The sequence below is a fragment of the Kitasatospora sp. NPDC098663 genome, assembly GCF_044760075.1.
Taxonomy (GTDB): domain Bacteria; phylum Actinomycetota; class Actinomycetes; order Streptomycetales; family Streptomycetaceae; genus Kitasatospora.
In genome coordinates, this window is the sequence record NZ_JBIWAP010000007.1 from 177,455 (window position 1) to 190,171 (window position 12,717).

Annotated in this window: 13 protein-coding genes; 3 read left to right on the forward strand and 10 right to left on the reverse strand. The window is 73.0% G+C overall.

What is annotated here, in order from left to right:
- Positions 1-94 precede the first annotated feature (94 nt).
- The 7 genes from ACIQVZ_RS10305 to ACIQVZ_RS10335 form a co-directional block, all read right to left on the reverse strand.
- Positions 95-1,693, reverse strand: a complete 1,599-nt coding sequence (locus ACIQVZ_RS10305) for a DoxX family membrane protein (protein WP_350878371.1) — start codon at positions 1,691-1,693, stop codon at positions 95-97.
- A 252-nt stretch (positions 1,694-1,945) separates the two neighbouring features.
- The gene (gene rlmB / locus ACIQVZ_RS10310) at positions 1,946-2,938 is read right to left on the reverse strand and encodes a 23S rRNA (guanosine(2251)-2'-O)-methyltransferase RlmB (protein WP_350878370.1); all 993 of its coding nucleotides are present in this window, start codon (positions 2,936-2,938) and stop codon (positions 1,946-1,948) included.
- A gap of 135 nt (positions 2,939-3,073) precedes the next feature.
- On the reverse strand, positions 3,074-4,483 hold the full coding sequence (gene cysS / locus ACIQVZ_RS10315; protein ID WP_350878369.1) for a cysteine--tRNA ligase: 1,410 nt from the start codon (positions 4,481-4,483) through the stop codon (positions 3,074-3,076).
- A 94-nt stretch (positions 4,484-4,577) separates the two neighbouring features.
- The gene (locus ACIQVZ_RS10320) at positions 4,578-4,970 is read right to left on the reverse strand and encodes a PPOX class F420-dependent oxidoreductase (RefSeq protein WP_350878368.1); all 393 of its coding nucleotides are present in this window, start codon (positions 4,968-4,970) and stop codon (positions 4,578-4,580) included.
- A gap of 146 nt (positions 4,971-5,116) precedes the next feature.
- Positions 5,117-5,638, reverse strand: a complete 522-nt coding sequence (ispF, locus tag ACIQVZ_RS10325) for a 2-C-methyl-D-erythritol 2,4-cyclodiphosphate synthase (protein WP_350878367.1) — start codon at positions 5,636-5,638, stop codon at positions 5,117-5,119.
- A complete protein-coding gene (gene ispD / locus ACIQVZ_RS10330; RefSeq protein WP_402448637.1) occupies positions 5,628-6,353 on the reverse strand; it encodes a 2-C-methyl-D-erythritol 4-phosphate cytidylyltransferase in 726 nt (241 codons plus the stop codon). The genes ispF and ispD overlap by 11 nt, the downstream gene beginning before the upstream one ends.
- Before the next feature lie 311 nt (positions 6,354-6,664).
- Positions 6,665-7,147 carry a CarD family transcriptional regulator gene (locus ACIQVZ_RS10335; RefSeq protein WP_030244332.1) on the reverse strand — a complete coding sequence of 161 codons (483 nt, stop codon included), beginning with the start codon at positions 7,145-7,147 and terminating at the stop codon, positions 6,665-6,667.
- Positions 7,148-7,575: 428 nt separating this feature from the next.
- On the opposite strand from ACIQVZ_RS10335, the gene ACIQVZ_RS10340 reads away from it, so the two are divergent.
- Entirely contained in the window at positions 7,576-8,238 is a 663-nt protein-coding gene (locus ACIQVZ_RS10340; protein ID WP_350878364.1) for a DUF461 domain-containing protein, read from the forward strand.
- A 109-nt stretch (positions 8,239-8,347) separates the two neighbouring features.
- On the opposite strand, the gene ACIQVZ_RS10345 is transcribed toward ACIQVZ_RS10340, so the two are convergent.
- Positions 8,348-9,043, reverse strand: coding sequence for a response regulator transcription factor (locus ACIQVZ_RS10345; protein WP_030061050.1), 696 nt, complete (start codon positions 9,041-9,043; stop codon positions 8,348-8,350).
- Positions 9,044-9,045: 2 nt separating this feature from the next.
- Complete coding sequence (locus tag ACIQVZ_RS10350) at positions 9,046-10,458, reverse strand: ATP-binding protein (RefSeq protein ID WP_350878363.1); 1,413 nt, start codon at positions 10,456-10,458, stop codon at positions 9,046-9,048.
- Between the two features lie 307 nt (positions 10,459-10,765).
- On the opposite strand from ACIQVZ_RS10350, the gene phoU reads away from it, so the two are divergent.
- Together phoU and ACIQVZ_RS10360 are read left to right on the forward strand one after the other, a co-directional pair.
- A complete protein-coding gene (phoU, locus tag ACIQVZ_RS10355) occupies positions 10,766-11,446 on the forward strand; it encodes a phosphate signaling complex protein PhoU (RefSeq protein ID WP_350878362.1) in 681 nt (226 codons plus the stop codon).
- A 255-nt stretch (positions 11,447-11,701) separates the two neighbouring features.
- On the forward strand, positions 11,702-11,881 hold the full coding sequence (locus ACIQVZ_RS10360; RefSeq protein WP_402448639.1) for a hypothetical protein: 180 nt from the start codon (positions 11,702-11,704) through the stop codon (positions 11,879-11,881).
- A 118-nt stretch (positions 11,882-11,999) separates the two neighbouring features.
- Here ACIQVZ_RS10360 and ACIQVZ_RS10365 read toward each other — a convergent pair whose 3' ends face one another.
- On the reverse strand, positions 12,000-12,590 hold the full coding sequence (locus tag ACIQVZ_RS10365) for a lytic polysaccharide monooxygenase (RefSeq protein WP_350878361.1): 591 nt from the start codon (positions 12,588-12,590) through the stop codon (positions 12,000-12,002).
- Between the last annotated feature and the right edge of the window lie 127 nt (positions 12,591-12,717).

Below are 12,717 nucleotides of genomic sequence, written 5' to 3' on the forward strand. Positions count from 1 at the left end.
CCCCCTCCGGCGCCCCAGCACCTCAGCCCCCGGCGCACGACGATCGGCCGGGTGCTCCGCCTCGGAGCACCCGGCCGATCGCGTCCGCGGGCCGTCAGGTGGACGTGGGCGCCCCCGGACGGGAGGAGCGGGCACCACCGGACAGCTCGGCGAGCGGACCGCTGCCCAGCACCCCGCCGAGCAGCCCGGGGCTCGCCCCGGAGCTCGGGCTGGGCTTGGACGCCGCCCCCGAGCCGGCGGGGGGCGGGGTGCTGCGCTGGGCGGGCGAGGAGCCGGCCGACGGCGCGGCGGCGGACGGTGCGGCGGGGGCCGGGGTCGTGCCGGCCCCGGTCTCCGCCTTGGCGGAGTGCCCCTTGCCGCTCGGCGCCGGACTGCCCGGGCGGGTGGCCGGGGCGGAGGAGGGCGCGCTGGTCGGGCCCGGTGCGGGGGTGGCCGGGCGCGGGGCGGGCGAGGGCGAGGTGGACGAGCCCTGGCCGCCCGGGGTACCGGTCGGGGCGCCGCTGGGCCAGACCGGCGTGCCGTAGTCGGTGGCCGGACGGGCCGGCGCCTGGTGCGTCCGGGCCCCGGTGCGCACCGCCGCGCCGAGCATCGAGCCGAGCAGCAGGGTCGCCCCGACCACGACCGTGGTGACCACCGTGCCGCGGCGCAGCACCCGGCGGCGCAGCGCGGCGGGCGCGTCGGCGCCGTAGTGCCGCCAGGCCTCCAGGTTGAGCCGCCCGTCCAGGGAGGCGAACGGCGCTCCGGCGATCAGCAGCGGGCTCCAGGCCGCCAGGAAGATCAGGTCGGGGGTGTCGTAGACCGGTACGGCCCGCCAGCTGACGGTGAACAGCAGCGCGGCGGAGAGGAGCATCGCCGCGCCGGCCGCGAGCCGCTGCCAGAGGCCGAGGACGGTCAGCACGCCGACCACGACCTGGGTGAACGACACCACCAGGCCGGCACCGACCGGGTGCGCCATGGCGAAGGCCAGCAGCGGTTCGGCGACCTTCCAGGGGTGCAGCGAGGCGAGCCAGCGCATCATCGAGCCGCGCTCGCCGCCGTCGAAGTAGACCGGGTCGCAGAGCTTGCTGAACCCGGCGTAGACGGACAGCGAGCCGAGGACGGCGCGCAGCGGCAGCAGGACCAGTCCGAGGTCGACCCGGCGGCCGGGGTACCAGGGCTGCTTGCCCTCGGCGGCCGTCGCGGAGACCTCGGGGAGTTCGCCGCTCGGGGTCCAGCCCTGCGGTGCGCCGACCGGGCCGATGCCCGCGTCGGTGGCGGTGCCGGCGCCCTCCCGGGGCTGGCGCGGGACGGTCCGGGCGCCCGAGTAGGACGGGATCACCCGGGTGTCCGACATGCCCGGGCCGCCGTCGTCGGGTCCGGGGCCGGTGAGCCGGACGGCGTCCAGCAGCTGGGTGGCCGCGAGGTCCCCGGGGGGCGCCTGCCCGGTCCAGGTGACGGCGGTGACCCGGCCCTTGCGGCGCGGAGCGCCGCCCCCGGCGGCCCCCGCGAGCGCCGGGACGGCGGAGGCGGGCACGACGACCTGCGGGGTGACCAGCGGACGGCGGATCAGGCCCTGGTTGGCGTACGGGTCGCCGAACGCGGCGCCGGTGGACAGCAGTCCGGCCGGGGCCTCGATCAGCGGCGCCACCGGGGCGCCGAGCCGGAGCCGGAAGCTCGCCTGGGTGATGCTGAGGCGCGCGGGGTCGGACGGCACCTTGACCGTGTCAAGGCCGGGGCCCGCGTCTATCCCGGTGCTGCCGCCGCCGAACAGGGGGCGCCGAGGTGTTCTGGTGTCCACGCCCGTCTAACCGGGTGACCACCGCTTAGGACACTCTCCCGAGTGGATGTCCGGCGCATACTTGAAATGATCATGAGAAAAGCGATCGGGCCTGGTCGGGCCCGATCGCTTTTCACTCGGATTGCGGAGAATTCAGAAGTTCCCCTGCGCCCCGCACACCGGCTGTGATCAGCGCTTGGCGCGCAGCCGCGCGGCCTCGTAGAGCACGATGCCCGCCGCGACACCGGCGTTCAGCGACTCGGTCAGCCCGGACATCGGGATCCGCACCCGCATGTCGCAGGTCTCCGAGACCAGCCGGGACAGGCCCTTGCCCTCGCTGCCCGCGACGATCACCACCGGGCCGGTCAGCAGCTCCAGGTCGCCCAGCTCGGCCTCGCCGTCGGCGGCCAGACCGACCACCATGAGGCCGGCCTTCTGGTAGGCCTCCAGGGTGCGGGTGAGGTTGGTGGCCCGGGCGACGGGCAGACGGGCGGCGGCGCCGGAGGAGGTCTTCCAGGCACCGGCGGTCATGCCGGCCGCGCGGCGCTCGGGGATGACCACGCCGTGCGCGCCGAAGGCGGCGGCGGAGCGGACCACGGCGCCGAGGTTGCGCGAGTCGGTGACGCCGTCCAGCGCGATGATCAGCGCGTCCTGGCCCGAGTCGGAGGCCTCGACCAGCAGGTCGTCGGGGTGCGCGTACTCGTACGGCGGCACCTGGAGCACGAGGCCCTGGTGGTTGAGCCCGCCGGTCATCTGGTCCAGCTGCGGGCGCGGGGCCTCCATCAGCGGGATGCCGCGGTCGTTGGCGGCCTGGAAGGCCTCGCGGACGCGGTCGTCGGTGTCGACGAACTGCTGGACGTACAGCGCGGTGGCCGGGACGCCGCCCTGAAGGGCCTCGACGACCGAGTTGCGGCCGAAGACGAGCTCGGCGCTGCCCGCGCCGCCCCGCCCGCCGCGACCGGCGCCGCCGGCGCGGCGCATGCCGGCGCGGGCCTTGGCGTCCCGCTCGCGCTTGACCGCGGCGTTGGCGGCGCGCTGCTTCGGGTGACCCTTGCGCTCCGCTCCGGGCGGGGTCGGGCCCTTGCCCTGGAGCGCCTTCCGGCTGTGGCCGCCGGTACCGACAGACGCGCCCTTCTTCGATCCGGGGTTGCGGCGGTTCCTGCGCTGGCTGTTGCCGGCCATGGCTGTACTTCCTGTCTGTCCGGCATGCCCGGCCGCCCCGTTCTGTCCGGCGGCGGCCGACTGCATGCGCTACGTCATGCGGGAGGGCCGCACCGGTCCGGTACGGCCCACCCTCACCCCGATCGTCAGATGGGGTTACTGGCTGTTGATCGTCCAGCGCGGGCCGGACGGGGTGTCCTCGATCACCAGCCCGGCCAGGCCGAGCTGGTCGCGGATCGCGTCCGCGGTGGCGAAGTCCTTGCGCTGACGCGCCGCCTGCCGCTGGTCCAGGACCAGGCGGACCAGCGAGTCGACCACACCGTGCATGCTCTTCATTGTCCCAGGCTCGCCGCGCTCCGACCCGGCCCACTGCGGGTCGAGCGGGTCGAGACCCAGCACTCCGAGCATCGCACGGACCTCGGCCAGACGCGCCACCGCGTTCTCCTTGTCGTCCGCGTTCAGGGCGCTGTTGCCCTGCCGGACGGCGGTGTGCACGACGGCGAGCGCCTGCGGAACGCCCAGGTCGTCGTCCATCGCCTCGGCGAAGGCCGGCGGCACCTCGGGGGCGGCGTCGACCTCCCCGCAGCGCTCGACGGTGCGCTGGATGAAGCCCTCGATCCGGCCGAACCCGGCCTCGGCCTCGCGCAGGGCGTCCTCGCTGTACTCGATCATCGAGCGGTAGTGCGGGGTGCCCAGGTAGTAGCGGAGCACGATCGGACGCCAGCGCTGGACCATCTCGGAGACCAGCACCGAGTTGCCCAGCGACTTGCTCATCTTCTCGCCGGCCATGGTGACCCAGGCGTTGTGCACCCAGAAGCTGGCGAAGGCGTCGCCGTAGGCCTTGGACTGGGCGATCTCGTTCTCGTGGTGCGGGAAGATCAGGTCCAGCCCGCCGCCGTGGATGTCGAAGGCCGGGCCGAGGTACTTGTGGACCATCGCCGAGCACTCCAGGTGCCAGCCCGGCCGGCCGCGGCCCCACGGGGTCTCCCAGCTCGGCTCGCCCGGCTTGGCGGCCTTCCACATCGCGAAGTCGCGCTGGTCCCGCTTGCCGGTCTCGCCCTCGCCCTCGGGCTGGCGCAGGTCGGCCAGCTTCTGGTTGGAGAGCGCGAGGTAGTCCGGGTACGACTTCACGTCGAAGTAGACGTTGCCGTCGGCCGCGTAGGCGTGGCCCTTCTCGATGAGCCCCCGCATCATCTCGACCATCTCGGGGATGTGCCCGGTGGCCCGCGGCTCGACGGTCGGCGGCAGGCAGCCGAGCGCGGTGTAACCGTCGTTGAACGCCCGCTCGTTCTCGTAGGCGATCTGCCACCACGGGATGCCGAACTCGCGCTCCTTGGCGATCACCTTGTCGTCGATGTCGGTGACGTTCCGGGCGAAGGTGACCTGGTAGCCGCGGTAGGCGAACCACCGCTGCATGATGTCGAAGTTGAGACCGGACCGGATGTGCCCGATATGAGGCGCCGACTGGACGGTAGCGCCGCACAGGTAGATCGAGACACAACCCGGTACAAGCGGGACGAAGTCGCGTACCTGGCGGGTGCTGGTGTCGTACAGGCGAATGCTCACAGCGTCAAGCGTAGTGGGCAGGAGGGGGTGCCCCGCGACATTCCCCGGGAATGATATGCAGCACCCCCGGGGAACCACGGGCCGCGCGGGCCGGTCAGATGTTGCCGACCACCTTGCGCGGGCTGAGCCGCACGACCACCCGGACGTCGTCCGGGCCGTCGAACCCGTACTCCTCGCCGCGGTACTTGCGGGACAGTTCGTCGATCAGCTCCCGGCCGCCCTCGGTGGTCATCGTCGCCGAGCCGCGCACCTCGACGTACTCGTACGGGTTCTCCGGCGGGTTGACCACGAGCGAGATGCGCGGGTCCCGCACCAGGTTGAGGTGCTTGCGGCGGCCCTGGACGGTGGAGAACAGGATGTCGTCGCCGTCCCGCGTGACCCAGACGACCGAGGACTGGGGGCTGCCGTCGGGCTGGATCGTGGACACCACGGCGAAACTCTTGCGGTCGAGCAATTCCTTGGCGGGGCCAGAGAGTTCGACGCCCATCGAGAACCTCTTCTCATCGTCGGCGGTACGGCCCGAGGGGAAGCCCCGCCCGGGCCCGAAACCGCACACTACCGACCGATCAGCCGCCACGCCGGGTGAACACTCGTCAGGGCCCGCCTATTCCGGCCCTGCCGACCGCGCCCGGCTCAACGCCGTTCGTACACCAGGGCCGTGGCGATCGCGGCCAGTCCCTCGGCCCGACCGGTCAGGCCCAGGCCGTCCGTGGTGGTGCCGGACACCGACACCGGCGCACCGGCCGCGGCCGACAGCGCGGCCTGCGCCTCGGCCCGCCGCTTGCCGATCTTCGGCCGGACGCCGACCACCTGGACCGCGATGTTGCCGATCTCGAAGCCCTCCGCGCGCACCAGCCGGGCCGCCTCACCGAGCAGCTTCACCCCGGAGGCGCCGGCCCACTCCGGCCGGTCGGTGCCGAAGTGCGCGCCCAGGTCGCCGATCCCGGCGGCCGAGAACAGCGCGTCGCAGGCCGCGTGCGCGGCCACGTCGGCGTCCGAGTGCCCGGAGAGCCCGACCCCGGCGTCCGGCCACTCCAGTCCGGCCACCCAGAGCGGGCGGCCGGCCTCGAAGGCGTGCACGTCGGTGCCGATGCCCACGCGCGGCAGCACGGGGGCCGGCGCCCGGTCGGCGGGCGTCAGCGGGTCAGTAGGCATCGGCGGCCCTCCGGCGGGCGAGTACGGCCTCGGCGAGCACGAGGTCCAGTGGACGGGTGACCTTGAACGCCTCCTCGTGGCCGGGCACCACGACGACCTGGCCGCCGTAGCGCTCCACCAAGCCCGCGTCGTCGGTGACCGGCGGCGCGTCGACGGCGCCCGCGGCCTCCTCGGCCAGCGCCTTGGCGTGCACCCCGACCAGGGTGGCCCGGTCGAAGCCCTGCGGGGTCTGGACCGCGCGCAGGGTGGCCCGGTCGGGCGTGTCGAGCACCGGCTCGGGGCGGCCCGGGCTCGGCTCGACCCGCTTCACCGTGTCGGCCAGCGGCACCGCGGGCACCACCGCACCGGCCCCGGCCCGGACGGCGGCCGCCACCGCGTCCACCACCTCGACCGGGACGAGCGGGCGGGCCGCGTCGTGCACCAGGACGATCTCCACCTCGGCCGGGATCGCGGCCAGGCCGAGCCGGACCGACTCCTGGCGGGTGGCGCCACCGGCGACCACCCGGATGTCCTTGCCGTCCAGCCCGTGGCTGTCCAGCAGGGCGACCACCTCGGCCACCCCGTCGGCGGGCGCGGCGACCACGACCAGGCCGACCGCCCGGCTGCGGGCCAGCGCCCGCACGGCGTGCACCAGGAGGGGCACGCCGCCCAGTTCCCGCAGGGCCTTCGGGGCCCCGGGCCCCAGCCGCTCACCGCGTCCGGCTGCGGGCACCACTGCTGCTGCGACTGCTGCTGAGGCGTTCAGGTTTCACTCCTTCGGAGAAGTGGGTATGGCCTTGGCGTGCCCGGCGGGCGCTACGGGCCCCTTCCGAAGAATTACGGTCCAACCGTCCGCCGCACAATCCCGCAGAATCGGTCTTGCAGGACGGAAAACGGTCTTGCCGGGCCTGGACCGGCTCAGGGCGGGGGCGTCGTCCGGACACGCCTCAGCGCCCGAAGTGCCACTGCACCACCCCCGGACGCTTCGTCCTGGGAGCGGCGCGCCGACACCGGGCGCTGTGAGCGGTGGGCGGCAGCCCGACTGCGCTACGAGGCCAGCACCTCGTCGAGCAGCGTCTCCGCCTTGTCCTCGTTGGTGTTCTCCGCCAGCGCGAGCTCGCTGACGAGGATCTGGCGCGCCTTCGCGAGCATCCGCTTCTCGCCGGCCGAGAGACCGCGCTCGCGCTCACGGCGCCAGAGGTCGCGCACAACCTCGGCGACCTTGATAACGTCGCCCGAGGCGAGCTTCTCCAGGTTCGCCTTGTAGCGACGGGACCAGTTGGTCGGCTCTTCGGTGTACGGTGCGCGCAGCACCTCGAAGACCCGGTCCAGACCCTCCTGGCCGACTACATCGCGCACGCCGACGAACTCCGCGTTCTCAGCGGGCACGCGGAGCGTCAGGTCTCCCTGCTGCACCTTGAGCACCAGGTAGGTCTTGTCCACACCTTTGATCTGGCGAATTTCGATGGCCTCGATCAGCGCGGCCCCGTGATGGGGGTAGACCACCGTGTCGCCAACCTTGAACGTCATGTGACAGGACCCCTTCCGTGGCTTTCCAGAATAACACGCTTTTCAGCGCACCCGAAGGGCGTTTTCGCAGGTCAGGGCCGGTCTCGGGGCTTGACAAGGACCCCCATGACGTGCTGCGACCGGTGTTCGAGGGAGGCTTCCCGCAGGTCGGAGGCCGTTCCGGCGTTCGGTGAAACCCTGCGCAACACCCTGGAAACCATGATTGGATCTTGGGTTTTCACCGTTTATCCGGCCGTATCCACATCGTTATTCGATCTTGGTCGAAGCTTGTCCCGAGAGTGACCCGGACACGCCACAAGTGCGGCCGGACGGCCGCCCCGCGCACCCCGGGAGTGCGACACGGGGACCACCCCGTGAGGAGCGCATAAGTGAGGTCGATAATCTGAGACCTGACCTATCGACACGTTGACTTAGGAGAAGCCGCCGCCGTGAGCCGGAGCCTTCGACGCGGCAGCATCGCCGCCATCGCCGCCATCGCCATCGCCTCGCTGTCGTCCTGCGCCGCCGGCAACACGCCGGACACGCTGCAGGTCAAGCCCGACAACGCGGCGGCAACCCTCGGAACGAACCTTCGGCTGAACAACATCGTGGTCGTCACCGGGGACGAGTCCTCGGGCGAGCACAACGGTCCCGCCAACGTGACCGTCAACATCGCCAACACGGGCAGCACCCCGGCGGAGCTGCAGTCCATCACCGTCGGCAACGGTGCCACCGCCGCGTTCTCCGACGCCGCGGGCGCCCCGCTGTCCAGCATCGTCGTCCCGGCCGGCGGCGCCGTGGCGATCGGTGGCAACGGCAACCCGTCCGCCAAGGTCGCCTCGGTCGGCGTCCAGGTCGGCGGCTTCACCCCCATCTCGTTCACCTTCAAGGACGGCCAGAAGGTCGACGCCCAGGCCGGCGTGAGCCCGAACACGGGCCTCTACAAGGGCTTCGGCCCGACGTCGTCCCCGGCGGCCGTGCCCACCAAGGGCGCCACCGCCGCGACCACCCCGGCCGCCGGCACCACCCCCGGTGCCCCGGCCACCACCGGTGCGCCCGCGCCGTCCGGTTCCACCACCCCGGGCGCCACCCAGTCCGCCGGCGCCCACTGACGCACCACCCGGCGTCCGGCGGGCCCTCCCGGGCCTGCCGGACACCAACGCGAAGGCCCCCTCCGGCGAATGCCGGCGGGGGCCTTCCGCGTCTGTCCGCGCCCGCGGTTTACGGCTCGAACTTGTAGCCCAGGCCGCGGACCGTGACCAGGTAGCGCGGGGCGCCCGGGTCCGGCTCGATCTTGGCCCGAAGGCGCTTCACGTGGACGTCCAGGGTCTTGGTGTCGCCGACGTAGTCCGCGCCCCAGACCCGGTCGATCAGCTGCATGCGGGTGAGCACCCGGCCCGCGTTGCGCAGCAGCATCTCCAGCAGGTCGAACTCCTTCAGCGGGAGGTCGACCTTGGCGCCGTCCACGGTCACCACGTGCCGGTCGACGTCCATCCGGACCGGGCCCGCCTCCAGGGCACCCGGGCCGCCGCCGTTCTCGCCGGCACCGCCGTCCTCACCGCGACGACGCAGCACCGCCCGGATCCGGGCGACCAGCTCACGGGTGGAGTAGGGCTTGGTGACGTAGTCGTCCGCACCTATTTCCAGACCGACCACCTTGTCGATCTCGCTGTCCTTGGCGGTGACCATGATCACCGGCACGTTGGAGCGCACCCGCAGCTGACGGCAGACCTCGGTGCCCGGCAGGCCCGGCAGCATCAGGTCGAGCAGGACGAGGTCGGCGCCGTTGCGCTCGAACTGCTCCAGGGCGTCGGGGCCGGTGGCGGCGACGGCCACCTCGAAGCCCTCCTTGCGGAGCATGTACGACAGGGCGTCGCTGAACGACTCCTCGTCCTCGACCACCAGTACTCGGGTCACGATCAGGCCTCCGGGGCAAGCTGGGGGGTTGCGTCTGACAGGGGGTGTTCCCGCTCCCCCGTGGGGAGCGGACGGTCCGTGCGGCCTGTGCTGGCCGTCCGGTCCGTGGTGAGGGTTCTGGTGGGCGCTGCGGCGGCGCCACGGCCGCCGGTGGCACCACGGGCGCCGGTGTCGTCGAGGTCGTCGCCGTCCTCGGCCTCGGGCGCCTGCCCGGCGGGCAGGCGGATGGTGAAGGTCGAACCCTGGCCCTCGACGCTCCACACCGAGACCGTGCCGCCGTGCGAGGCGGCGACGTGCTTGACGATGGACAGGCCGAGGCCGGTCCCGCCGGTCGCCCGGGAGCGGGCCGGATCGACCCGGTAGAAGCGCTCGAAGACGCGCTCGCGGTCCTTCTCCGAGATGCCGATGCCCTGGTCGGTGACCGAGATCTCGATCAGTTCGCCGTCCGCCTCCCCGAGCGCCGCGGCGCTGGAGATCCGGCGGGTGGCGATCGCCACCCGGGTACGGGGAGGACTGTAGTTGACGGCGTTCTCGACCAGGTTGCCGAGCGCCGCGGCGAGCTGGCCGCGGTTGCCGTGCAGGTAGAGCCCGGCGATGCCGCCGGCCGTGATCAGGATCTGCTTGGCGGCGGCCTGCTGGCGGCAGCGGTCGATCGCCTCGGCGATCAGCTCGTCCACCGCGACGGGCTCCGGATCCACCATCAGCCGGTCGTCCTGCACCCGGGAGAGGTCGATGATCTCCTGGACCAGGCTGGCCAGCCTGGTCGCCTCGATCTGCATCCGGCCGGCGAAGCGCTGCACCGCCTCCGGGTCGTCGGACGCGTCGGCGACCGCCTCGGAGAGCAGCGACAGGGCGCCCACCGGGGTCTTCAGCTCGTGGCTGACGTTGGCCACGAAGTCCCGGCGGACCGCCTCCACCCGGCGGCGCTCGGTCTGGTCCTCGACCAGCACCAGCACCAGCCGGGAGCCCAGCGGGGCGACCCGGACGGAGACCGCGAGCGGCTCGCCCGCACGGGCCACGCCGGGGCGGGGCACCTCCAGTTCGACCTGGCGGATCTCGCCGTCCCGGCGGGTGGCGCGCGCCAGCGAGAGCATCTGGTCCACGGCGACCGCGCCGCCGCGCACCAGTCCCATCGCGTACGCCGCGGAGCTGGCCTTGACCACCTCGTCGCCCTCGCCCAGCACGATCGCGCAGGAGCGGAGGACGGAGAGGACGGTGTCCACCCCCGGCGGCAGCGGGGGCTCCGGGGTTCCGGTGCCCAGGCCCTGGTGCCGACCGTGGTGTCTGCTGCTGCTGCCGCCGTACCTGCCCCTGGCCTGCTCGCGCTCGCTCCAACGGAAGGCGATGGAGGCCGTGAGGCCGACGCCGAGCCCGGCTATGGCGCAGGCAGCGGCGGCGGCCACGTTCACGTCCATGTGGCCAGCGTAAGCGCACGGCCAGGCCACTCCCCAAGGGCCCGATCAAGGCATCGGCCACGCGTTGCCGAGAATTCACCTCCACGTGGCCGCTGATTCACCACACCGGCCGTGCATCGTCGCCCGGACGGCCCAGAGTTGGCCATGCAGCCCGTGTGGGAGTGGGCGGCGGGCAGAACCACCGGCCGCCGTCTCAGGTGTGCGCGTACGATTCGCGCCACCAGCAGCGGTCACCCGGACGACAAGACGATCGTCGGACGGGCCGGCCGGTCGGCACCGCCACCGACACAGCTACTGAGGAGAGAGCATGCGCGACGCGTACCACGAGGAACTCGATGCGATCGGCGACAGCCTGGTCGAGATGGCCCGACTGGTCGGCTCGGCCCTGGGCCGGGCCACCACCGCACTCCTGGACGCGGACCTGGCGCTGGCGGAGAGCGTGATCGCCGCCGACGAGAAGATCAACGACCTCCACCACGAGCTGGAGAACCGCGCGATCGACCTGCTCGCCCGCCAGCAGCCGGTCGCCACCGACCTGCGCATCGTCGTCACCTCGCTGCGGATGAGCTCCGACCTGGAGCGCTGCGGCGACCTCGCCCGGCACGTCGCCAAGGTCGCGCGGATGCGCTACCCCGACTCCGCCGTGCCCGGCGACCTGCACTCCACCGTCCTGGAGATGGGCCAGCTCGCCCAGCGCCTGGTGGCCAAGACCGGCCTGGTGATCGCCACCAAGGACGTCGACAAGGCCCTGGAGCTGGAGCAGGACGACGACGCGATCGACTCCCTGCACCGCGAGCTGCTGTCGCACCTGATCGACGACCGCTGGCACCACGGCATCGAGACCGCCGTCGACATCACCCTGGTCGGCCGCTACTACGAGCGCTTCGCGGACCACGCGGTGTCGGTCGCCAAGCGCGTGGTGTACCTGGTGACGGGCGAGCACGTGGCCGAGTTCGTGGCCGCCTCGGAGGCCGCGGCGGCGGAGTGACCTCGGGTGGGTGGGGTGCGGCCGCCTCGGGGCTCGGGGTTCGGAGCTCGGAGCTCGGGGTTCGGAGCTCGGGCTCGGGGCTTCGAGAGGCGGCCGTTCCCCCCGCGTGGTGAGTAAACCTGCGACAGGGGTGGTGGGGGCGCACGACGCCCGTACATCCCACCACTGCACGCCTGTTGACGCTCCCTCCGATCGGCGGCTTCACTCGACGTTGGGGGCACAGGACTGTGCCCGTCACTAGGAGGGAACAGCTCGATGAAGGCCAACCCCACCCGACCGGCACGCGCCCACGAAACCGTCGAGCCGCCCGCCCCGAAGCTCCTGCCCGTCCTCGCGGCCGGCTGCGGCTGCGGCCCCGGCTGCGGCTGCGGCTGCCAGTCCGGCGCGCCCTGCCAGTGCGGCGGCGCGGACGGCGGCTGCTGCGGCGGCCACTGAGCCGGTCCGCCGCCGAGGAGTTCCCGAGGTGCACGGCCGTCCGTCGGCCGTGCACCTCGTTGCGCGTCCTGGTGTGCCGCGCGTCCGCGGCCCGGCGTCCGCCGTGCCGCCCCGGGCGTCAGAACTGGACGTCGGTGCAGGAGTAGAAGGCGTTCCCGGTGTCGGCGATCGTCCAGACCGAGACCACGACCTGGTGGCCGGTGCGCCCGCTCGGGACGGTCGCGGTGTGGCTGAGCGTGCTGGGCACCTGCTTCCCGCCGTACGGGGCGATCAGGAAGGGCGTCAGGTCCAGACTGTCCCGGGTGACCGGCTGGCTCGCGTCGTAGCCCGGCTTGGTCAGGTAGTACCGGAAGTCGGTGGTCGCGTGCCGGGCGGTGAACGTCCAGGTGAAGGTGAGCTGCTGCCCCGCCGTCACCGCGGTGGTCGGCCAGGCGCCGCCGTGCGGGTCGTCCAGCTCGGCGAAGCGGGAGTTGCCGCCGGCGCAGATGGTGCCGTCGGCGGGCCCGGCGTCCGGGAAGCCCTTGGGGCCCTCGACGCTCTGCGGCTCCCACTGGATGTCGCCGCAGTCCCACGACACCCCGCCCGCTCCGCAGAGCGCGGCCCTGCTGGGCGGCGTCGAGATGTACCCGTGGGACTGCGCCGGGACGGCGAGGCTGAGCGGCACCGCGAGGGCGGCGACCACCGCCCCGACGATGTGACGTGTGCGCATGATGCTCCTCCGTGGGGGTGGATGGAGAGTGCGCCGGGACGCAGACGCGCGCGCGTGGGGGCGCGGCGGCCGGGACGGGGAGATCCTTGGCATGCCTGCGGCAGTCCGGCGCCCTCACCGTAGGAGC